Here is a 19,949-nt window from a genome sequence, read left to right as displayed (position 1 = left end):
ACACTCGTATTCAACAATAATTAATCTTTGCAGTATCAATTAACAAATATTGCAAATGAGTACAATTAAAACTATTGAAAAAAGTCAAACAAAATTTAATGAAGAAGTCTTAACAAATTCTTATCAAGAATACCCAACCAATGGTATTTTCAAAAATACTTCTGAAATACAAATCATAGCAGCATTATACTTAGTTTTCAAAATGTTTCGAAAAATCAAAATGAATTTTGACATTAATTTGAGAATTTCTGGGAGAAACAGAAAGTAAAGTAGTAATAAAAGCTACTTATGTCTTTCTAATCACATTCCCTGTAAGACTAATATAATTAAACATACAAAACGTCGCCACCGCCCCGAAAGTATGCCACAAAAAGTGGGTCCCGAAACTGAACCATTCCCACTTATCAGCAATACGGAAGGTCAGTGCAAAAACAAATGACAATACAGCAAAGCCTACCCATTTGCCGGCTTTCCATTGGGTATACATCAGATACCTGAGTACCGAGAAAACTACCAATGAGGCCATGATGGCATAATTGACGTTGATAAAAAGGGAAGGATTATCGATTAGAATCCAGTTTCTTAAAGCAAACATCAGAGCGACATATCCCAGAACCATTACAGCAGCATAGTACCATCTGGTGCTCTGCGCTACAAAATAAAACCCTGCAGACAGGCATAATAGCATAATCGGAAGCCAGTCCATCATGATAAATACCGGCCATTGCCTGAATGAGTGGTACACCGTTCCCCCAATGGCACCGATATATAATAAAACCAGGCAGTAGGTTAAAAAAGGATATTCTTTGAAGCTACCTTTCAGCTTAATGGTCCAGAAAATGGCTATGGCTAAAAACAATAAGGCTGTTAATGCATTGAAAGGCTCAGGGAACAACTGAGTCATATCTGTTTCTTTATATAACAGGCCTCCATCCGGAGGTATCGGGTTTATCGGCATTCTCTTTTTTATATTATATGGATAGGCCTGTTTTGGAATGTAAAATACAAACACAAGCCATTTTTTTCTAAATATGAGTAAATCATACACTTACTTCTTCTAAATATAGAAAAAATTATGGCATCATCTATCTGTATGCCCGATTATATTTTATTGCAGCTGTCCTCCTACTCCATCAAAGAAGCCAAAGCTGAAACTGTTATCAATTCTTTTTGCTGATAAAATAGCTAGCGGTAAATGCTTTTTCAGGGAAGCATTTGTTCGCAGTACAAAAACGAATAAACCTCTGTGGTGCTTTTGATTATGGAGTTCTTTGCAGTTCTTCATATATTTTTAATTAAGATTTGTTTTCAAAATTTTAAGTTTTTTTTAAATACCACATCTTTGCAGATATCCCGTTTGAGGCACAGCACTTGCAAAGTTCATAGTACCAATTTAAAATATAAAAATATGAACAACGAGAAAACAGTTTCAGTATTGAATGATTTACTGAACATTACCAACGACAGAATTCAGGGATTTTCAAAAGTGGAAGACAAAGTATGGGATGATTATCCACAACTGAGAGCAGACTATGATACCATGGTAGCCCAGTCTCACAAAATGAAAAACGAATTGAGCAATCTGATTACAGAAAGAGGAGGCACACCGGATCAATCAGGATCTACTGCAGGCGCCATCCACAGAGCATGGATTGATGTTAAAAATTCTTTTGCTGCAGATACAGCCGGCTCTACGTTAGGAAATGTTGTATATGGTGAAAGTGCTGCTATAGACGCATATCAGGATGCATTAGACAGCGGTGATCTTTGCCCGGAAAGTTCCAGAGTGGTATTGGATCAGCTTCATCAGCTTAAGGCTTCTCATGATAAATTTGAAGTTCTTGAAGATCTAAAGAAGTAGATATCCTCTTTCTCATGAGGTAAGTTTTTATTTAATCATCACACAACAATCGGACGTTGTAATCGGAGGTCATAAATCTTCCGATACTTAACACAAAAAACAGTACTATGTCAAAGAAAATCGCAATACTGGCCACACATGGCTTTGAAGAGAGTGAATTAAGTTCACCTAAAGAATATCTGGAACAACAGGGATGGACCGCCCATATCGTAAGTCCTGAAGCGGGAAGTATTAAGGCATGGGCAGAAAAAGACTGGGGTAAGGAATATCCGGTAGATCAAACGCTGGACAATGCAGCGGCTTCAGATTATGATGCGCTGGTATTACCGGGAGGAGTTATTAATCCCGATCAGCTGAGAACCAATGAAAAAGCACTCACTTTTGTAAAGGATTTTTTTGCTCAGCATAAACCTGTAGCAGCCATTTGCCACGGACCGCAGGTACTGATCAACGCGGGTGTGGTAGAAGGAAGGAATCTGACTTCCGTCAACTCCATCAGCCAGGATTTAAAAAATGCAGGCGCACGCTGGGAAGACAGCGAGGTGGTAGTAGATGCCGGACTCGTGACGAGCAGAACACCAAAAGATCTTCCTGCCTTTAATGCCAAAATGGTAGAAGAGATCAGGGAAGGAAAACATACAGAACAAACGCTCTGAAACTAAAAAGTCTGGCTCTGCCAGGCTTTTTCTTTTCATCAAACATTTATATGCCTAAAAAGTACCACATTTCTATCTTATGGCAAAAAAATTGTAATTATTAAAATCAAATCACAATCGTATGAACAATATAGTAAAAATTACATTGGCTCTTGCAGCAGGAAGTTCTTTGCTTTATATGGGCCTGCGAAAGAAAGGCAAGAAAAGCAAAGTATATCTTGCACCTGACGGAAACACTTATAAAGAAAACCAGATTTACCGGACTTACGACAATAAACTTTATAAGAACGGCAAGGAGTTTCATTATCCCATGCCACAGTTAGAGGATGATCAGTCTTTCAATAAAAATTACAGTACGGTTACTGATACTGTTTATTCCCACTATAAAACCGATCATAAAAGCACCCAATATCACCATAAAGGTGTAAGGCATCAATAAAACGAGGCCGCTAACTATACACTACATCACAACACTAACCACAAAAAAATAATAGTATGAGAAATTTATTATGGCTTGTTGCAGTCATCTGCATCGCAGTCTGGCTACTCGGAATGCTTGGAATCATTCCCGGTATGGACACAGGAAGTTTAATCCACACCCTTCTGGTGGTTGCCATTATTGTCGTTCTGATCAATATTTTTACCGGCAGAAAGCCTCTTAATTAAAAACAAAAAAAATCAGAGTAGAAAAACCATCTACTCTGATTAATTTTAATAAGCTATATAAGATAAGGTTAGAATTCTTTTTGTTGAAAACTGTCTGTCATCATTGAGGATCCATATATTTTTTCAGGTCTGAAATAGTTTTGATTTTAAGTTCATCTGCCTGTTTCCTCCGCATCATCAAAGCATATGCATTATTAAAACCAAGTGGCTGCAGCCATTCAATTCCGTACTGTTTCCGGAATTCCCGGTTAACATACTCCAGCGTTTTTTCCGGGCTCTTAGACACTTCTTCTATCGTTTTTGCCGAAGGTTTCAGCAAAACCAGCAGTCCGGTTCCTGTGTATTCAGGATATACATCAATGGCATCATTCATCAGAGCATCAAAGCAGATTTTCGTTCCGCCGAGCCCTGTTTTTGTTTCTACTTTATAATCTGTGTAGCCTTCAATGAGCATTTTGTACATTTCGGCCAGAATATATTGCTCACCAAAAATTTTGGATCCGATTTTTATGGTTTGGGAATTTCCTTTGCGTGGATCTTTATATAAATTTGTTTTCATTAAAAAATCTTTAGCAATTTTTTCGGGAGTCTGTTTAAGATAATCAGCTTTGTAATTCAGTTCAGTCATGATAGAATCATTGAATTTACCTGCCAAAAGGTTCAGTGTTTTTTCCAGTCCGGGAAATTTTTCCAATGTTTTTGTTTTGATCACCGGAGCCGCAAAATAAGGAGGAAAAATCTTCCTGTCATCTTCCAGAACATACAAATCAAAAGCTTTGATCCTTCCGTCTGTTGAATATCCGCTGATGAGGTCCAGCTCTTTTTCGTAGGCTGCTTTGTACATAATGGCATCGCTTACAACCAGTGGATGTGCATCAAGCCCATATACCGAGCGAAGTCCCAGATTTCCGTCCTGCCGGCCCATAAACTCAGGGGTAAAACCTGCCTTAATCTTATGGTTTGAAACCGAAGTTAAAAGATAAATAATCCCGATAAATGCCAAAACAGCCGGAATTATATATTTTAATTTCTTTACAGACTGATAGCTTAATTTCTGTAAAACGGCAATGGTCTGATCTAAGAGAACAGCCAGCAAAGCGGCGGGAATTGCACCGGCCAGAATCATATGGGTGTTATTGAGGGAAATTCCGCCAAAAATAAATTCACCCAAACCGCCTGCCGCCACAAAAGAAGCTAAAGTTGCCACCCCCACATTGATCACCGCCGCCGTCCTGATTCCTGCAATAATAACAGGCATCGCCAAAGGAAGCTGAACTTTGAAAAGCAGCTGTTTTCCATTCATTCCCATTGCTTTTGCAGCTTCGGTTACCGCCGGATCTACTTCCGTTATTCCGGTGTATGTATTCCTGATGATCGGTAAAAGGGCATAGATCAGCAATGCAACAATGGCCGGAGCTGCTCCAATCCCGAAAACAGGAATCATAAAACCAAGCAGCGCAATACTGGGAATAGTCTGTAAAATCCCTGCCGTTCCTAAAACAGAACCTGATAATTTTCTTTTTCGGGCAATGAGAATTCCTAAAGGCACCCCGATCATGATGGCCAGAAACAGAGATAAAAAAGTGAGTCCCAGATGCTGTACAACCTGAGTAAGCAGTTTCTCATGCTGCTCCGTGATAAACTGCCAAAAACTTTGCTCGCTCATACAGTCTGGAATTTTCGGTATTCATTAAATGCTTTAACCAGATTTTCGTAATCTTCGGAAAGGAAAGTATCTGTACTCAGATGTTGCAAAGCGTCCCAAACATTGGTATTATCTGAAAACTGAAGTTCTTCATAGAAACGGCTGCCTTCAATCAGAGAGCTCAGATCTTTCAATCTGGCTACTTTGTATTCCAGTAAAAGCCGGTTTTTAGCAAAAAAATTCTTAACAAAATCATTTTTGGGCTGATACAACATTTCTCCCGGAGTTCCTGTCTGAATAATTTTTCCCTGGTCCATCAGGCAGATTTTATGACCTAAATCGAAGGCTTCCTGAACATCGTGAGTCACCAGAATAATGGTTTTACTTTTAAGTTCTTCCAGGGATTTGAATTCTGAATGAATATCACTTTTGGTGATATTGTCCAGCGCTCCGAACGGCTCGTCCATCAGCAAAACAGGGACATCGGCAATCAAAGCCCTCGCAATTCCCACTCTTTGCTGCTGTCCGCCGCTTAATTCATTGGGAAACCGTGTAAGCACGTCTTCAGAGAGATGGAGTTTGTGCAATAATTCAAGGATTTTTCCGGCTGTCTTTTTTTTATCCCATTTCAGCAAATCGGGAATAACTGCTATATTCTGTTGTATGGTGTAATGGGGGAACAACCCGGAATGCTGCATGACAAATCCAATTCCCATGCGCAGCTCTTCCGCTTTTTGTAACTGAATATTCTTGCCATCAATCAAAATAGTTCCGGAATCTACTTCGATGAGGCGGTTTATCATTTTCAGCATGGTAGTTTTCCCGCAGCCGCTTGTTCCCAGAAGCACCAGAATTTCCTTATCATTGGCCTGAAAGGAAATATCATCAACTGCTTTTTTTCCGTTAAAACTTTTTGAAACCGATTGAACTGTAATCATAGGCAAAATTATTGTGCAAGTCTGATTCCGGTGAACTGCCACTGTAAATGAGTCGGGAAAAAGTTCCGGTAGGTATTTCTGCTGTGTCCCGGCGGAGTGGCTACCGAAGCACCACGAAGCACCATCTGGTTCACCATGAATTTTCCATTATATTCTCCCACTGCTCCAGCTTCTTTTGTATATCCAGGATACGGAAGATAAGCGGAATTAGTCCACTCCCAGCGGTTTCCCCAGTTGAAACAGGCTGATGCAGCTTCCCATTCAGCTTCGGTTGGCAGGCGTTTTCCTTTCCATGAAGCAAAAGCAGAGGCTTCGAAAAAACTGATATGGCAGACCGCTTCCTCTAAGTCGATTTCCTGTAAGCCGTTTAAAGTATAGTTCATCCACTTCCCATCAATGAAATGCCAGTATAAAGGGGATTTTACATTATTTTGCTTTACCCAGTCCCAACCCTCGGCGTGCCAGTGTCTGAAATCTTCATAGCCTCCGGCTTCCATAAATTCTACATATTCTTTATTGGTCACCAATTGACTGCTAATTTTAAAATCATTCAGATATATCCTATGCCTTCCCAGCTCATTATCAAAACAGAACCCTTCACCTTTAAAACCGATTTCATAAATTCCTTCTGAAAAACTGATCATTTCTGAGTTTCCGGCAGATTCTTTTTTTGAAATATTTTCTTTTTTATAAGCAGGAAATAAAGGATTGTGCCCTAAAATGTATTTGATATCTGTAAGTAACAATTCCTGATGTTGCTGTTCGTGGTTTAACCCTAATTCCAGCAGAGATTCCAATGGTTGTGTAAGATATCCGCTTTGAAGAAATTCATCCATCTTTTGATCCACGTATTCCCGGTATTTAAAGACATCAGAAACAGATGGACGGCTCAGGTTTCCCCTGTCGGTGCGGATAACACGGGCACCGATGGTTTCGTAATAACTGTTGAACACAAAATTATACTGAGGATCAAAAACTTCATACCCTGGAAAATTGGACTGTAAAATAAAAGTTTCAAAAAACCAGGTGGTATGTCCCAAATGCCATTTCGGAGGACTCACATCTACTACGGGCTGAACTACATAGTCTTCAATTTCCAGAGGACTGCAAATTTCAACGGAACGATTTCTGACTTCAAAGTATTTCTTAACCCAGTCTTTATAAGGATTTGCCTTTACAGGTAATGCATCTTTTTTCATAAAAAATCATTTTAAATTATACCATCCAGATAGAATCTACAAACCAGTTTTTAGAATCTTTAATTTCAGCAAGAATATGAAAACCCGAGTCGCCAGCCAGTTTTCTGATATCCTGTTCAGAAAATTTCCGGGAGATCTCCATATCAATCAATTCATCTTTTTTGAAGGTAAATAAACAGTTTCCTATATGAACTTCCTGATCACAAAGACTTACCAGGAAACTTCTGCAATCTCCTGAAACCGGGTCATAATTTTGATAATGCTGGAAATTTTCCACCTTGAAATCTGCTTTCAATTCGCGGTTGATTCTTGTAAGAAGATTTAGGTTGAATGAAGCGGTAATTCCCGCAGGATCGTTGTAAGCAGCAAGAATGGTGTGTGGATTTTTCTTGAGGTCAAACCCTACAAGAAACAGATCCCCGGAATTCAGTTTTCTTTTCACTTCACTGCAGAAATGGGCGGCTTCCTCACTTTCCATATTCCCTATATTCCCGCCTAAGAAAAGAACTACCTTTTTCCTTTTTGAAATCCCGGTGGCTTTATCAAGCATATCAAAATACTCTCCTTCCAACGGTAAAACGTTCAGTTCAGGCAGGCTCTTTTTGAGGTTTTCCTGCAAAACAGAAAGAATATTTCCAGAAATATCAATAGGCATATAGGTGAAGTTTGTTCCTTTCTCTACTAAATTTCTGAGAAGGTAAGATGATTTCATCGCATCGCCAGCTCCCAGTTCTATAAGATCAAAAGATTCATTGATATTGGAAATTGCTTTTACAAGTTCCTCTGTTTTATTTTGAAATATATCCAGTTCACAATTGGTAAGATAATATTCCGGCATCGCCATAATCTGCTGGAAGAGATGATCGCCTGTTTTGTCGTAAAAATATTTTGAAGATAATTTTTTCGGATGAGCGGACAATCCTTTTAAAATGTCCGAACCGAAATTATCGGCACCGTCATTTTTAAAATGACAATTCTGTTTTAACTGTACATTCATAGTTTATATTCTGTTTGGTCGTTCATTGAGTACAACTATCTTGCCGACACCGGATCACTTTCCGCATATCTGTAAGTTTCTTCAATTCATATAATTAAAGATAGGTTATATTTGCGGTTTTAACGTACCACATCTCACCTTATTGAGAAAATTATCAATTTTGTCGGGTGATTTTATTAGACTGTATTGTTTTATAAAACATCATATTGTTAAAAAACACCGGTAGTTCTGCAAGTAAAAACTTTAGTAAAAAATAGCCTGTACATTGGATAATTATAAGTTTTTAACCTTTCCGGAAGTCTTTAAATGATTACATTAGCAAAGAATTAAAATGTGCTGAGATTTCTATGAAAAATATATTCTGTGTAATGCTTCTTTCAATGGTACAGCCTATACTGGCACAAACCAGACTGGAAAAAGCAATTACCAATCTTGAGGATCATTACGAGCAGGAGAAAGTATATATACTTACCGACAAATCACAATATGCAGCTGGTGATAAAATCTGGTTTAAAAGTTTTGTATTTAACGGTTACAACCGGTCGCCACTCTCTACTACCCTATTTGTAGAGCTTTACAATGTTGATAAAAAATTAATCGACTGGAAAACTGTACTTCTTACGAACGGGGAAGGCAGCGGGGATTTTCAACTGAAAGAAGATCTCCCGGAACAGGTTTATTTTATGAGAGCATACACTCCTTATATGACCAATTTCAATGAAGATTTTCAGATTGTCAAAACCATTCCGGTTTACAATCCGAACTCTGCAGAATCATTGGTTATTGCAAAAAATTCCGACTGGTCTGCCAAAGTATTTCCGGAAGGCGGAACTTTCATTAACGGCACCTCTACCAAATTTGCTGTAAGGTTATCGGGTAATTCTTCCCTCCCGGAGAGCTGGTCCGGAAAAATAATTGATATTCAAGCTCCCAACACTCCTGTTACTACATTCAAATCTTTTGATAAAAATGTGGCTTCCTTTACAATAACTCCGGCATCAGGAAAAAAATACCAGGCCATTATTCAGGATAATAAAGGAAAAAGCCAGACCATTGATCTGCCGCAAGCTGCAGACAGCGGTCTGAGTATAGAGGTTGTAAGTTCCAAAGAAGGGATAAAATACAACATAAAAGGTATTCATCTGAAACAACAGCTTCAGGGTTATAAAGTTGTAGGACTCATCAACAACCATCTTGCTTACAGAGCCAATATCAACCATCTGACGAGTGATGTATCAAGTCTCATTCCTACAAAAGTAAGTAATGGTGCGAATGGTATTTTACAGTTGGTTATTTTTGATGAACAGGACAATATCGTGGCAAAAAGGCTTTGCTTTATAAAACCTGCTGATCTAAAAATTGAGAAAGCAGAAATAATAGGCCAAAGCTTAAAACCAACGCCAAGAGCATTCAATAGTATTGATCTTTCCCCCGAGTCTTATTTTAAACATTACACGGTTTTGGTGAGTGAAGATGACGGTAGCCAGACTCCTGAAGAGGAAAATATTCTGAGCAGACTTTGGCTGACGGGAGATTTTACAACAAGAATAGACAGCCCGGCGCAATATTTTTCTAAAAATGCCAACACTGAAGCGCTGGACGCCCTGCTTATTTCAGAAAACTGGAAAAGATTCGACTGGAATTCTGTACTCAGCGGCGCGGCACCCACCATTAAAACACAGTCTCAGCAATATCTGTCTTACAGGGTGAAACCTATTAAAAACAATGCCCTGATGATCAATTCGGCGGTCAATTTATTATCAAAATCGGGTGAAAATCAGCCAGTATTCGGTCAGTTCAAAACAGATCAGAATGGGTATATCTATTTAAACAACCTCAATAATGATGAACCGCTGGAGATCTCGGCCTTTGTGAATTCAGAAAATAAAGAATCGGGAAATGATGATTTGTTTGTTACCATAGAACCGTTAGTGACTCCCTCCCCATTTACAGGCAATTTCCCGGCAACCCAATATACACTGGTAAAAACCGACAAAAATAAAAGCCTGCCTCCAACCATTTCCAGAGCGATCAATACTCAGAAAAATAATAAAAAGAAAGAGAGTAACGATATACAAATCCAGGCGGTAGCTTTAGTAGGAAAAAAGAAAGATCCGAAAGCGGAGCTTGATAAACAACTGTCTAGCGGCATGTTCAGCTCTGTCAATTCTACAGTATTTGATTTCGTTAATGAAGACCAGCATATTTCAGGATCAAGCAATATTTTAGACTGGCTGCAGGGAAGAGCTGCCGGCCTGACATTTCAGAAAAATAACTCAGGAGCAAGCGTTCCTTATATCCGCGGGCAGCAGGCTAAGCTCTATTTGGATGAAATACAGACCGATCCTACCATGATTACCAGTCTTCCGGTTAATAATATTGCGATGGTAAAGATCATTAAAGGATCCGGATTAATAGGCGATGCCGTAGCCATCTATACCATGAAGGGGAATATGAAATCTAAAAGTAATGAAAAAGAATTGAAGAAGAACAATGTATCAATCATCAAAGGATATGATAAACCTTCAGAGTTCCCTATTGAAATGATCGATGACGATGCTCCGGAAAAAATTGAAAATGATACCCGCGAAACCCTCTACTGGAACCCTGATTTGTTTGACAGCGACTACGTTCCTCCAAGAATTAAATTCTTTAATAACGACAGCGCCAAGCAATATAAAGTTCTGATCATAAGCTTTGATGAAGATGATAATATCCTGTATGATCAGCAGGTTTTAAAATGATAAAGTAGAGAGACTGAGATAGTCTCTCTATTTTATTTTGAAGAAGAAAGCCGCAAATCATAGTAGCCATAAAGATACCGCTACCTTTCTCATTTTTATACTAATCTACCACAGACTACCGTCTTGCAATAGTTCAACGAAAATTCTTTAAAGTATTTATTGGCAAGCTCAGAGTCAGGAGGCTTTGCCCAGATGGATAAGGAGAAACCTATTTGTGGCTAATCCCTTCAGCAAAGCCATTCGACATTATAGTTTAAATTAAGATTTTCGGTTTCTAATAATTAATTCCAGATTTCTAATCAGAAAATGAAGGAAAACGCCAATACCAATACAATAGATTATGATATAATGAATTGTATAAAATATATTGGCTATAGGTGTTAATGGAGACATATTTCCTGTGAATAAAGAAGATGCGCTATAGGGAAGTAATGTTGCATAAGTCCAAAAATTATTTTTGTCTAACTCAACTTTTTTAACTTTGTAGTAGTGGAGTTTATCTTTTAAATAACTAATATCATGAGTGATTACGCTACCAAATTTCATAGAATCCAATTCGTTTTGACCACCAGTCTTTGTAAATTTCCTTTTTAAAACCCCCTTTTTATCAAATATATAAATTGTTGCCATAAAATTCCTTCCAGGAATATTAAGATCAAAATCTGAATGTAATATATGATTCTCTGTAAAAGTTAATTGCTCTAATTCTTTTAACGATTTGTTTAAGATTGTATAATTTGCCAGTTTGATATTTTCAAGAGCTTTAATCTGAGAGGGAATATCTTTAGAATCATCAATCCACTCATTCAACACTATCTGTTTTCGATTATCATGAATCGCCGTTTTAAATTCAAAGCTATTTGGGTTACTTTTAAGCATTAAAGTATATAAGAAAGGAAAAGCGACTAAATGTAATATCAACATGACTGCAAGAGATGAAATTGCATATTTAGATTTCTGGTACTTTTTAGAAATCCTATAAAGATATGCACAGGATGACAAGATAATCAAGATTAAGAATGTTGTTGAAAAAAATTCACCAATACCAAATGATATATTAATTATGGTTAGTATCATATTAGCTTTTATTCGCAAAAATAAATGAGATTATAAAACCTCAATTACGGAAAACCGTATCCCTACTCTACAAGGCTTCTCCCCGCAGTCTCGCGAATACTTTCGTGTGGTTTCAGCATTATAAATCAAATATTCTAAAAACAACAAAACCCCTTTCTGTTTCTGAAAAGGGTTTTCTAGTTTTGCAGTTGAAAGGCAATTATAAAGTTGACCAGAACAGCTGCTTACCTTTATTAAAAGTAGTGTTTATATAACTGCAATATCTTTAAGATACTTATTATAAAGGTGTGTAAACAACAGACATCGTAGCTTCCATCTGTCTGTATGACCCACCTTTATCACATTGGCTGTATGCATGAAATTGTTCACCTGCATTTAATACAAAAACAGCAGTAATATTGGTGTATCCATTTCCCATATAATTGGATCCATAATGCTGGGTAAGTTTATTTGCTGTAGTTCTTACCCCAACCGTTACTCCTCTGTAGTGGTTTTGTGCTAACGTTCCGTCAGGAACCTGGTCAAAGTGGGCTGTGATACTTATTGTGTATAATCCTGTTTTGACTGCCTGAAAGGTACCGTTATCAACTCTTGTCAGATAGGTATTATCAGAAAGACGGGTATTTTCAAACCACATGATGGCGGAGGAGCCATCTCCCGATTTTACAGAAGGTCCGGTTCTTGTCGCAACCAAAACACTGGCCGGTGTTGTGATGTCTACTTTTTTAGCAACTCCATTAGCATCCAATGCCATCAACATGTCTGTGCTGTTCATTGTGGATGATGGAACACCTCTGAATCTTACATTTCCGTCTACATCCAGTTTTTGTGTAGGAGACATTGCATAATTGGCATCAATACGTCCTATTCCCATATTTCCGTTCTCATTAATTAAGACAGCTGGTCGGTCGCTGGTAGAAAATGTAAGAGATGAAGAATTGGTTGCCCCATTACCCCAGTAATTGGCTTTTATCCCTGCTAATGGGAAGTTAGCTCCTGAAATCTTTCCATTAAAGGATAATTTTCCAAGCTCTGCTCCGGCAGATAAGTTATTAGTTCCTGTTCTTTCCAGATTAATTAATGGAGAGCTATTCGTTGACTGAACTTTCAACTGGTTACTGTCAGTATTGCCGTTTTCTTTTATATGCAGGCCTGCCTCAGGTAATTGAGTCCCTATTCCCACTTTTCCGTTGTCTTTAATAACGAAATCGGTGTTTGAAGATCTGGCAGTTCCGGTAGAAGATGCTCCTAATTTCACCATTGTATTGGCGGGATCATCTATGAAAGCATCGGTTGTAGGATCCCCTGCGGCGATAGTTCCCGAGTTCAGTTTTTGCCAGCGGTTCAGTTTGCTGTCAAAATAAAAATACCCGGTGCTGGTTACTTCTGCTGTCTGCCCGCCGGGAGCTGTATCTGCAGCTGTTACATATACCAATGCTCCCTGTTGTTTTTGAGTATATGTCTTTGCTCTGAGTTGTGCTCCAGTAATTCTGGGCGCGATAATACCGTCGAATACATTTGTAGATGTGGGCTTACCTACTACATCCAGGCTGGCCTGAGGGTCTGGCGTGTTGATACCTACTTGAGAGAACACCTGAAGGCTAATTATTAAGCCTCCAAGTAATAGAAGTTTTTTTTTCATTATTTGATCATTTTGTTGGCGCAAAAGTAATGAGATAAGAGGGTACACCAACAATATCTATATACATCAATGATACACTTTCAACAAATTTTACATACATCAATTATGCATTTATCCAGTATATATGCGATATAAATGGGATATATTTTTCGTCCGTTTTAAAATTGTTCTAACTATTGATCTAAAAAGTGACAGATCTGTTTTTGTTTTCTTGTTGAGTTTTTTCTCACGACCTTGATCTGGTTTTTAGTAGTAAAAAGCCAACATTCTAAAAACAAAGCTGTTTACACTTTATAAAACCAAAAAAGTCATAAAAAGGTTTTATTTAAAACACTTACATTCACTTAGGTTAGTTTAAAATAATACCGCAGAAAAGCCTACATAAGATGAAAACCAAAGATTTTCACAAAACTCAGGTGTACTTATCACAAATAAGGTTGGTTTTGAAAAAGCTAAAGTGTTTAAACTTTTGTGCCTTTTGTGTCGGAATTATACTGCACAGGAAAAACTGTACTTTGTCTTTTTTACCTGAGCTTGCTACTATGAAGAAGCCTTTTGCATAGTAAACAATAGGAATCTTCAAAAAAAACATCATCTTTCAAAAGAAACTCCCAAATATTCCGTTTAATTCTTAAATTTGGCTTATGCGAAAGAATTTTTATTTCATCCTTATATTATGTACTCTTACCAGCTGCTATACCTATCAGGTAAAAAAACCAGCGGTTCCGGCTGCTGACAATAATCAGGCTCCTAAAAAAAATACCGCTGCAGCGAATAATACTTCTGCAGAAATGACAGGTTCAAACCCAGCACCACAAAGTCTGATTGCCCAACCTGCACCTGTGAATATTCAGGAGAAACTGGCCGCCGGTAAAAATGTTAAAATTGAAGTTGACAACAAAAGCTATAAGGTAATTGTTGACCGATGGGAAGGAGACAGTCTGGTAGTACATCCGGTTCGTAACGCTAAAAAAAGTCTGAAGTTCCATAAGAATCAGATCAACAGCGAAAGAATTGCAGAAAAACGCTTTTCACAGCCTATTGCTGATATTCTTACCGTTACGGCTTATGCCGCTATTGGTGTTGGAATCTATCTTCTGGTCAAATAGTTTTTAATTTCCCTATTCTTTAAATTCTCCCTGGCTCCGAACAGCAAAAATTTTGAAAATTGACAGAGTAAGAAGACCTTACTATAAAATCTAACAAAACAGACTGTCTTGTTGAGACAGTCTGTTTTTATTATTTATTTTTGGTTGATTATGGCCAGATCACCCCGGATTGTTTAGGGCTTGTCCATGGTTTTCCTGCAGGACTTGTACCCGGATGGGCGGCAAGACATTCACTTACCCATGTAGCACCTACCGCATGTGATTTTACTTTTTTCACAGAACAATAGGTCGTTCCGAAGTTATCTTTATACAGCTGGTAGTTAGGATACGCACCTTTAGCTACTAACTCTTCATTATTAAGAAGCTCAACATCATCACTCACTTCCGCAGGATAATCCACAATAGCACCAAGAACCCACGCTATGGAATCTCTATTATTACCGGCTACCAGACTTGGCGGAGGGCTGAGTGTGATCTTGATCGTAGATTTTGACTGATCCACAGAGAAGGAAGAAGAATAGGTAGATTCTTTAACACTTGCCAAAGGAATTCCCAAGAAAGAAAGCGTAGCAGAAGAAGACTGTTCAAAGGTTTTCTGAATACTTTTATAATCTTCACCTGTTACAGTGATTTCTACCGTAGGATAATTGGAAATGGCCACCCCGTTCAGTAAACCGAAAGGTCCTTCAGGTCCGAATTTCATTCCCGGATCCGGAGAAAATTTGTATCCCGAGATATGTTTTTCTTCCTCTTTGTCTCTGCTGTTGATCTGTGCTTTACGGATAGGGTCAAACCATGCCCAGTACATATTGCCGGCAATATTAAAATCTTTTGGTCCAAAGTTTACCAGGGTAACTCCTGTAAACATCATTGATATTTTGATGGAGTTTTTGCTTGTGGCAATATTTTCACTGAAATAGTTCGCATTGCCTCCAATTCCTAAAGTAAAGAAATCAAAGATAGGAATAGAAAAACCCGTTTTTCCCTCTACGGAAACACGGAAACGGCTATCAGATTCACGGCTTACTTCCATATCGATCTGAGCGGTCTGAGACGTATTTTTAAGACCATTTAAAATCTGGTCAAGCGGAGTGGTCACCTCAAAAGCCGGTAAGATACTGTCGTCATTCAGCAGCAGTCCGCCATTTTCCTTTTTAGGATTCTGTACATTCTTTAAGGCTTTGGATAAGTATCCATTATTCATTGTCACATTGTTCTGCAAGGATATGGTAGCCCCCAGCGCATCCAGATAACTGGCTAATACCGGGATAATAGGTTTTCCGCTCGCCGGTGTCTTATTCAGTAAAGCATCAAGGTTATCGCTTTTCTGAATCTGGTACAAAGTAGTAGCGGGATTCGCCCATTCTGTAGCGATTTTATCCATAATAATATCAATAGGCTGCATGGTGTCAGTAGCAGGAGGAAGCGTATTATAAGCGGCCACCCAGGCATTGAGCAAGGCCATTTGCTGATCTGTAGCTCTTGTATGGGCGTCATTCAGCACAGCTGTATCTTCTACAGATAGAGAATAGTTGACTTTTGAGAAAGCATCAATAAAGTAATTGGTAAATACCTGATCCAGCTGTACCGGCTCAGTATTGGCTCTGAGGTTGGAAGAGATCCAGTCGTAAGTTTTTTTATTAAACTTCAGGTTAGACGGATCCTGCCAGTAGTAAGGAAAATTTCCTTTACCGTTGATGGTGATCGCAGACAGGTCTGTACTTAAAACACTGGAAAGAATATCATTTGCTCTGTCTTTCAGTTCTGTGATAATTTGTGATGCTTCTACAAAGGGAGCAACATTTTCTGGATTTTTCATGATAATAACATTTGGTATGTTCCTACTCTTTTTGCTGGCTTTTCGGATGCTGCCGTTGTTCAGGGTTTCGAAGCTTCTTTTGAACATACCAAAGTAACGGTGAAAAAAGAACGGATTTTAGGGTATAAATTTCCGATTTTGAAGCCGGGTATTTTTACTGTAGCCTATAGGCATTTGTACGTACGACATAATACTGACCATCAAGCCACGGAAACCACAAGGCCTGTTTTGGCCGTGTTGCTTTTTGATAATCTGGGTTCACAAAAAATTCTGGAAAAATGTGGGTTTAAAAAAATCGGTACCGATAAAGGTTTTGCCAATGCCAGGCAAATGGAAATTGAAGAATTTATTTACAGACTCGACCAGATGGTAGCTCATTAACTAATAAAATATTAAATACCAACCTTTTACACACTCAAAAACAATCAATCCTTAAAGTGATAAAGAAAAATAACATCCCCTGTATAAGCAGGTTTTACGTGATTTTTAATTAGAAGTCTGGCCTCCACAATTGCTTTTACAGTTCCCCTGAGGTTAACCACAGATTTTACGGTTGCCTGCAGTTTTACTTCACTATTTACAGGGACAGCTTCTCCAAACTTAAGGTTTTCTATTCCGTAATTGATTTCCATTTTTACATTTCTCACATCTGCAATCTGTTTCCAGAGATAGGGAATCAGGGATAATGTTAAATACCCGTGAGCAATAGTTGATTGAAAAGGGCCTTCTTTTTCTGCCTTTTCCTGATCCGTATGAATCCACTGGTGATCCTGGGTTGCATCGGCAAATCTATTGATCTGATCCTGATTTATTGTATGCCAGTCAGAATCACCTAACGTCTGCCCTTCAAGGGACTTATACTCATTAAAATTATTAATAATAATCATATCTTTTCTGAACCTTTTGAGGGATTAAATATGTACAGCTCATCTATTATTACTGTGGTAAGTGTAAATCAAGTCTGCCTATTTATTTTCCGGGCATCCGGTTTTAATGTGTCAATATTCAGACCAATTGCGCCCTTATTTTCTTAAATCCCAGAAAAACCTCTCACATATAAGCAAGAGGCAAATGAACATAATGAAAATAAAAAATAAAAATAATCTACATTACATCAATGTTCTTTCAAACAATATCCAGATCCTGAAGTTTCATGAATTTTGAATGAGAAAAAATGTAAAATACGAACCTTGATATGGCAAAGAATGTTATTCTAACCTATCTGCAAGCAAGATTTTTATTATGCTAACTTTACATTAACAGCATTTAAACCTTTATCGCTTTTTTGTACTTCAAAAACTACTTTATCGTTTTCGCAAATCATTCTTGTGTTTAATCCTGAAGAATGTACAAATATATCTTTACTTCCGTCTGCCGGAGTAATAAAACCGAAGCCCTTTGCTTCATTGAAAAATTTTACGGTGCCTTCTTGCATTGTAATTGTTATTAAAAATTGTGTATTATGATCTGTAAACGCTACAGATTTTATTTATGATATTCTGACAGGTATTGTATTTCCCATCATTGGTTGAATATTTTTAAGGTCCGGGCGCTTCACCATCTGGGGTATTGAAGAAGCCGGATCTGCAATAATCTCTATGGGATTATTCAGAATTGTTTTGGCAAAATATTTTAAACTTCCCGGCATTGTTGCAGAAAAAAGCATGTTTTGTCTTTTATGGGAAACCAGATTCAATATTTTTTTTATATGATTAATGAATCCCATTTCAAGCATCCTATCTGCATCATCCAAAACAAATAACTCAATTTTAGAAAGATCGATATGTCTCTGATTTTCTACATCAAGCAGTCCTGCGGGTGTTGCTATAAGAATATCTACCCTTTTTCGGAGTGCTGCAAGCCGGCTGCCAATGGAAACGCCCTCATAAATGGAAAGCTGGGATAATGGCAGATACTTACTGTAAATTTTTAAATTTTCTTCTATCTGTATTGCCAATTCTCTTGTTGGAGTAAGGATTAAAGTCCGTATTTCTTTATGATCCGGAGTTTGTCTTTTCAGCAGCTGCAGAATAGGCATAGCAAAAGCACCTGTTTTCCCGGCACCTTTTTGTGCAGATCCTATAATGTCTCTTCCTGCTAAAATATGTGGAATCACAGTATACTGTATCTCAGTAGGCCTGGAATATCCTGCTTCTGTCACCGCACGGATAATAGGATTGATTAGATTTAAATTTTTAAAATTCATTATAATTCCGGATTCCGGTATTTTACAAACAAACCTGCTGGGCAGAATTTGAATTGGAGTATTATAATGATACACAAAAGAGAATTCTTTTCTGCTCATCTTTTTCTTGCTTCAGCTATCATAATATCCTTAAATATATTATGGTTAACCGGCAATAACGTGTCGCTCTTATCTACAATAGAACTTTATAATCTCTTATTCCCGTTATGAAAACAAACACTATAAATTGGTAGCTGAAAAAGCAAAACTGAAAGAAAAAAGTGATTTAAACTATGACAGAATAGCAAAGGCAGTGACCTGTTTTTTATAAATGTACTGCAAACCTACAATAAAAAAAACGAACATAACTTTATTTAATTAATTGATTATCAAAAATTTATTCGTACCTTCTGCCAATTAATCAAATTGTTTGCTGACGCGGATGATTTTAAACTCCGGAATATGCAAACTTCTTCCCCCATCCCCCAACCTTCTCCCAGAATATTAGAATCCCATTCTGGCCCACATGTAAGAATTGCTTATTTCATTATGATACATCATAAACCTGAAGTATTTAAAAACATGTTTGAGAAAATCTATACAAGGGATCAGTTTTATCTTATCCATATTGATAAAAAAGCGAAACAAGAGTTCATTGAAGAAATACAACTTTATATCGTTCATTTTCCCAATGTCTATATTCTGGACAGTATGAATATAGTTTCGGGAGGTTTCAACATCGTTCAGGCAGAATTGAACGCTATGGAATTTCTCCTGAATGCAAGTAAAGAATGGGATTATTTTATCAATCTGAGCGGTGAAGATTATCCACTGAAATCACAAAATATTATCCGTAAATTTCTTACCATCAATAAAGGCAGGAATTATCTTTTTTATTATGATCAGAAGTTTTACAGACCCGACACGCTGAAAAGAATACAAAATCACTTTACGGAATTGGCTTATATGATCTCGTCTTTCATCTACAAACGATCTTTTATGAAAGATGTGATTCCTTATATAGGTGGTAAATGGTTTATGTTTACAAGAGAAACCTGCTTATTTTTAACCAACAACAAAATGGTAATGGATTTTGAAGACTATTATCTTCATACTTTTTTACCTGCAGATTCATTTTTTCAGACTGTTCTTATGAACACATCATTCAATGATATTATCGTCAATGATGATAAAAGAGCAGTACTTGAGACCTCCTTTTTTCAAAATACACAGAATACATTCAATTATATTCAATCATTAAAATCCGGTAATCAGCTTTTCATCAGGAAGGTTAACAAAAAAACGGATGAAAGTATCAGACAATATATTGAAGAAAGTTACCTTACTCCCCTTCCCTATGTGAATGAAATTGAAAGGGAGCTGAAAAGAGATAATCGTCAAAACAACTGAT

The 19,949-nt window shown here is 37.6% G+C and carries 21 protein-coding genes; 9 read left to right on the top strand and 12 right to left on the bottom strand.

Features of this window, described 5'->3' with window-relative positions; all coding sequences use genetic code 11:
* Positions 1-55 precede the first annotated feature (55 nt).
* Positions 56-268 carry a hypothetical protein gene (locus ACLI50_RS14260; protein WP_312287982.1) on the top strand — a complete coding sequence of 71 codons (213 nt, stop codon included), beginning with the start codon at positions 56-58 and terminating at the stop codon, positions 266-268.
* A gap of 18 nt (positions 269-286) precedes the next feature.
* Here the strand turns inward: ACLI50_RS14260 and ACLI50_RS14255 are convergent, their stop codons facing one another.
* Both ACLI50_RS14255 and ACLI50_RS14250 read right to left on the bottom strand, forming a co-directional pair.
* On the bottom strand, positions 287-958 hold the full coding sequence (locus ACLI50_RS14255) for a hypothetical protein (protein WP_411414069.1): 672 nt from the start codon (positions 956-958) through the stop codon (positions 287-289).
* Between the two features lie 150 nt (positions 959-1,108).
* On the bottom strand, positions 1,109-1,285 hold the full coding sequence (locus ACLI50_RS14250) for a hypothetical protein (RefSeq protein ID WP_411414068.1): 177 nt from the start codon (positions 1,283-1,285) through the stop codon (positions 1,109-1,111).
* Positions 1,286-1,408: 123 nt separating this feature from the next.
* Between ACLI50_RS14250 and ACLI50_RS14245 the strand changes: the two genes are divergently transcribed.
* The 4 genes from ACLI50_RS14245 to ACLI50_RS14230 all read left to right on the top strand — a co-directional run bounded on the left by ACLI50_RS14245 (position 1,409) and on the right by ACLI50_RS14230 (position 3,183).
* Positions 1,409-1,861, top strand: a complete 453-nt coding sequence (locus ACLI50_RS14245) for a PA2169 family four-helix-bundle protein (protein WP_411414067.1) — start codon at positions 1,409-1,411, stop codon at positions 1,859-1,861.
* A gap of 107 nt (positions 1,862-1,968) precedes the next feature.
* Entirely contained in the window at positions 1,969-2,517 is a 549-nt protein-coding gene (locus ACLI50_RS14240; protein ID WP_411414066.1) for a type 1 glutamine amidotransferase domain-containing protein, read from the top strand.
* A gap of 121 nt (positions 2,518-2,638) precedes the next feature.
* Positions 2,639-2,956: a hypothetical protein gene (locus tag ACLI50_RS14235; RefSeq protein WP_411414065.1), complete on the top strand. Its 318-nt coding sequence runs from the start codon at positions 2,639-2,641 to the stop codon at positions 2,954-2,956.
* Positions 2,957-3,012: 56 nt separating this feature from the next.
* The gene (locus ACLI50_RS14230) at positions 3,013-3,183 is read left to right on the top strand and encodes a lmo0937 family membrane protein (protein WP_047433678.1); all 171 of its coding nucleotides are present in this window, start codon (positions 3,013-3,015) and stop codon (positions 3,181-3,183) included.
* A 100-nt stretch (positions 3,184-3,283) separates the two neighbouring features.
* On the opposite strand, the gene ACLI50_RS14225 is transcribed toward ACLI50_RS14230, so the two are convergent.
* Genes ACLI50_RS14225 through egtD form a run of 4 tightly spaced genes read right to left on the bottom strand, consistent with a single transcriptional unit; the run spans position 3,284 to position 7,962 of the window.
* Positions 3,284-4,849, bottom strand: a complete 1,566-nt coding sequence (locus ACLI50_RS14225) for an ABC transporter permease/substrate-binding protein (RefSeq protein ID WP_411414064.1) — start codon at positions 4,847-4,849, stop codon at positions 3,284-3,286.
* On the bottom strand, positions 4,846-5,766 hold the full coding sequence (locus ACLI50_RS14220) for an ABC transporter ATP-binding protein (RefSeq protein ID WP_411414063.1): 921 nt from the start codon (positions 5,764-5,766) through the stop codon (positions 4,846-4,848). The genes ACLI50_RS14225 and ACLI50_RS14220 overlap by 4 nt, the downstream gene beginning before the upstream one ends.
* Positions 5,767-5,774: 8 nt before the next feature.
* Positions 5,775-6,965 (bottom strand): ergothioneine biosynthesis protein EgtB, encoded by a 1,191-nt coding sequence (gene egtB, locus ACLI50_RS14215; RefSeq protein ID WP_411414062.1) that lies wholly within the window; start codon positions 6,963-6,965, stop codon positions 5,775-5,777.
* A 16-nt stretch (positions 6,966-6,981) separates the two neighbouring features.
* The gene (egtD, locus tag ACLI50_RS14210) at positions 6,982-7,962 is read right to left on the bottom strand and encodes an L-histidine N(alpha)-methyltransferase (RefSeq protein ID WP_411414061.1); all 981 of its coding nucleotides are present in this window, start codon (positions 7,960-7,962) and stop codon (positions 6,982-6,984) included.
* 347 nt (positions 7,963-8,309) lie between these two features.
* Between egtD and ACLI50_RS14205 the strand changes: the two genes are divergently transcribed.
* The gene (locus ACLI50_RS14205) at positions 8,310-10,706 is read left to right on the top strand and encodes a hypothetical protein (RefSeq protein ID WP_411414060.1); all 2,397 of its coding nucleotides are present in this window, start codon (positions 8,310-8,312) and stop codon (positions 10,704-10,706) included.
* A 258-nt stretch (positions 10,707-10,964) separates the two neighbouring features.
* On the opposite strand, the gene ACLI50_RS14200 is transcribed toward ACLI50_RS14205, so the two are convergent.
* Together ACLI50_RS14200 and ACLI50_RS14195 are read right to left on the bottom strand one after the other, a co-directional pair.
* Complete coding sequence (locus ACLI50_RS14200) at positions 10,965-11,783, bottom strand: hypothetical protein (RefSeq protein ID WP_227943726.1); 819 nt, start codon at positions 11,781-11,783, stop codon at positions 10,965-10,967.
* Between the two features lie 277 nt (positions 11,784-12,060).
* Positions 12,061-13,425, bottom strand: coding sequence for a phage tail-like protein (locus ACLI50_RS14195; RefSeq protein WP_202839329.1), 1,365 nt, complete (start codon positions 13,423-13,425; stop codon positions 12,061-12,063).
* A gap of 644 nt (positions 13,426-14,069) precedes the next feature.
* Here ACLI50_RS14195 and ACLI50_RS14190 point away from each other — a divergent pair.
* Complete coding sequence (locus ACLI50_RS14190) at positions 14,070-14,534, top strand: hypothetical protein (protein WP_202839327.1); 465 nt, start codon at positions 14,070-14,072, stop codon at positions 14,532-14,534.
* 148 nt (positions 14,535-14,682) lie between these two features.
* Here ACLI50_RS14190 and ACLI50_RS14185 read toward each other — a convergent pair whose 3' ends face one another.
* A complete protein-coding gene (locus ACLI50_RS14185) occupies positions 14,683-16,353 on the bottom strand; it encodes a lamin tail domain-containing protein (protein ID WP_411414059.1) in 1,671 nt (556 codons plus the stop codon).
* A gap of 99 nt (positions 16,354-16,452) precedes the next feature.
* Here ACLI50_RS14185 and ACLI50_RS14180 point away from each other — a divergent pair, with 99 nt between their 5' ends.
* Positions 16,453-16,734, top strand: coding sequence for a GNAT family N-acetyltransferase (locus ACLI50_RS14180; protein WP_411414058.1), 282 nt, complete (start codon positions 16,453-16,455; stop codon positions 16,732-16,734).
* 44 nt (positions 16,735-16,778) lie between these two features.
* Here the strand turns inward: ACLI50_RS14180 and ACLI50_RS14175 are convergent, their stop codons facing one another.
* The 3 genes from ACLI50_RS14175 to ACLI50_RS14165 all read right to left on the bottom strand — a co-directional run bounded on the left by ACLI50_RS14175 (position 16,779) and on the right by ACLI50_RS14165 (position 18,658).
* The gene (locus tag ACLI50_RS14175) at positions 16,779-17,240 is read right to left on the bottom strand and encodes a MaoC family dehydratase (RefSeq protein ID WP_411414057.1); all 462 of its coding nucleotides are present in this window, start codon (positions 17,238-17,240) and stop codon (positions 16,779-16,781) included.
* A gap of 353 nt (positions 17,241-17,593) precedes the next feature.
* Positions 17,594-17,788, bottom strand: coding sequence for a cold-shock protein (locus tag ACLI50_RS14170; RefSeq protein ID WP_227943732.1), 195 nt, complete (start codon positions 17,786-17,788; stop codon positions 17,594-17,596).
* A gap of 54 nt (positions 17,789-17,842) precedes the next feature.
* Positions 17,843-18,658 carry a DEAD/DEAH box helicase gene (locus ACLI50_RS14165; RefSeq protein ID WP_411414056.1) on the bottom strand — a complete coding sequence of 272 codons (816 nt, stop codon included), beginning with the start codon at positions 18,656-18,658 and terminating at the stop codon, positions 17,843-17,845.
* A gap of 342 nt (positions 18,659-19,000) precedes the next feature.
* Here ACLI50_RS14165 and ACLI50_RS14160 point away from each other — a divergent pair, with 342 nt between their 5' ends.
* Complete coding sequence (locus tag ACLI50_RS14160; protein ID WP_202839323.1) at positions 19,001-19,948, top strand: beta-1,6-N-acetylglucosaminyltransferase; 948 nt, start codon at positions 19,001-19,003, stop codon at positions 19,946-19,948.
* The last annotated feature ends 1 nt before the right edge of the window (position 19,949 follow it).

Source organism: Chryseobacterium cupriresistens (genome assembly GCF_046614675.1).
Lineage (GTDB): Bacteria > Bacteroidota > Bacteroidia > Flavobacteriales > Weeksellaceae > Chryseobacterium > Chryseobacterium cupriresistens.
Note: the sequence above shows the minus strand (reverse complement) of the source record. Positions and strands in the feature narration are given on the sequence as shown.

Bases quoted from the DNA above. Each gene is read 5' to 3' on its own strand.
- ACLI50_RS14260 (WP_312287982.1), top strand. From the start codon at position 56: ATGAGTACAATTAAAACTATTGAAAAAAGTCAAACAAAATTTAATGAA.
- ACLI50_RS14255 (WP_411414069.1), bottom strand. From the start codon at position 958: ATGCCGATAAACCCGATACCTCCGGATGGAGGCCTGTTATATAAAGAA.
- ACLI50_RS14250 (WP_411414068.1), bottom strand. From the start codon at position 1,285: ATGAAGAACTGCAAAGAACTCCATAATCAAAAGCACCACAGAGGTTTA.
- ACLI50_RS14245 (WP_411414067.1), top strand. From the start codon at position 1,409: ATGAACAACGAGAAAACAGTTTCAGTATTGAATGATTTACTGAACATT.
- ACLI50_RS14240 (WP_411414066.1), top strand. From the start codon at position 1,969: ATGTCAAAGAAAATCGCAATACTGGCCACACATGGCTTTGAAGAGAGT.
- ACLI50_RS14235 (WP_411414065.1), top strand. From the start codon at position 2,639: ATGAACAATATAGTAAAAATTACATTGGCTCTTGCAGCAGGAAGTTCT.
- ACLI50_RS14230 (WP_047433678.1), top strand. From the start codon at position 3,013: ATGAGAAATTTATTATGGCTTGTTGCAGTCATCTGCATCGCAGTCTGG.
- ACLI50_RS14225 (WP_411414064.1), bottom strand. From the start codon at position 4,849: ATGAGCGAGCAAAGTTTTTGGCAGTTTATCACGGAGCAGCATGAGAAA.
- ACLI50_RS14220 (WP_411414063.1), bottom strand. From the start codon at position 5,766: ATGATTACAGTTCAATCGGTTTCAAAAAGTTTTAACGGAAAAAAAGCA.
- egtB (WP_411414062.1), bottom strand. From the start codon at position 6,965: ATGAAAAAAGATGCATTACCTGTAAAGGCAAATCCTTATAAAGACTGG.
- egtD (WP_411414061.1), bottom strand. From the start codon at position 7,962: ATGAATGTACAGTTAAAACAGAATTGTCATTTTAAAAATGACGGTGCC.
- ACLI50_RS14205 (WP_411414060.1), top strand. From the start codon at position 8,310: ATGAAAAATATATTCTGTGTAATGCTTCTTTCAATGGTACAGCCTATA.
- ACLI50_RS14200 (WP_227943726.1), bottom strand. From the start codon at position 11,783: ATGATACTAACCATAATTAATATATCATTTGGTATTGGTGAATTTTTT.
- ACLI50_RS14195 (WP_202839329.1), bottom strand. From the start codon at position 13,425: ATGAAAAAAAAACTTCTATTACTTGGAGGCTTAATAATTAGCCTTCAG.
- ACLI50_RS14190 (WP_202839327.1), top strand. From the start codon at position 14,070: ATGCGAAAGAATTTTTATTTCATCCTTATATTATGTACTCTTACCAGC.
- ACLI50_RS14185 (WP_411414059.1), bottom strand. From the start codon at position 16,353: ATGAAAAATCCAGAAAATGTTGCTCCCTTTGTAGAAGCATCACAAATT.
- ACLI50_RS14175 (WP_411414057.1), bottom strand. From the start codon at position 17,240: ATGATTATTATTAATAATTTTAATGAGTATAAGTCCCTTGAAGGGCAG.
- ACLI50_RS14170 (WP_227943732.1), bottom strand. From the start codon at position 17,788: ATGCAAGAAGGCACCGTAAAATTTTTCAATGAAGCAAAGGGCTTCGGT.
- ACLI50_RS14165 (WP_411414056.1), bottom strand. From the start codon at position 18,658: ATGAGCAGAAAAGAATTCTCTTTTGTGTATCATTATAATACTCCAATT.
- ACLI50_RS14160 (WP_202839323.1), top strand. From the start codon at position 19,001: ATGCAAACTTCTTCCCCCATCCCCCAACCTTCTCCCAGAATATTAGAA.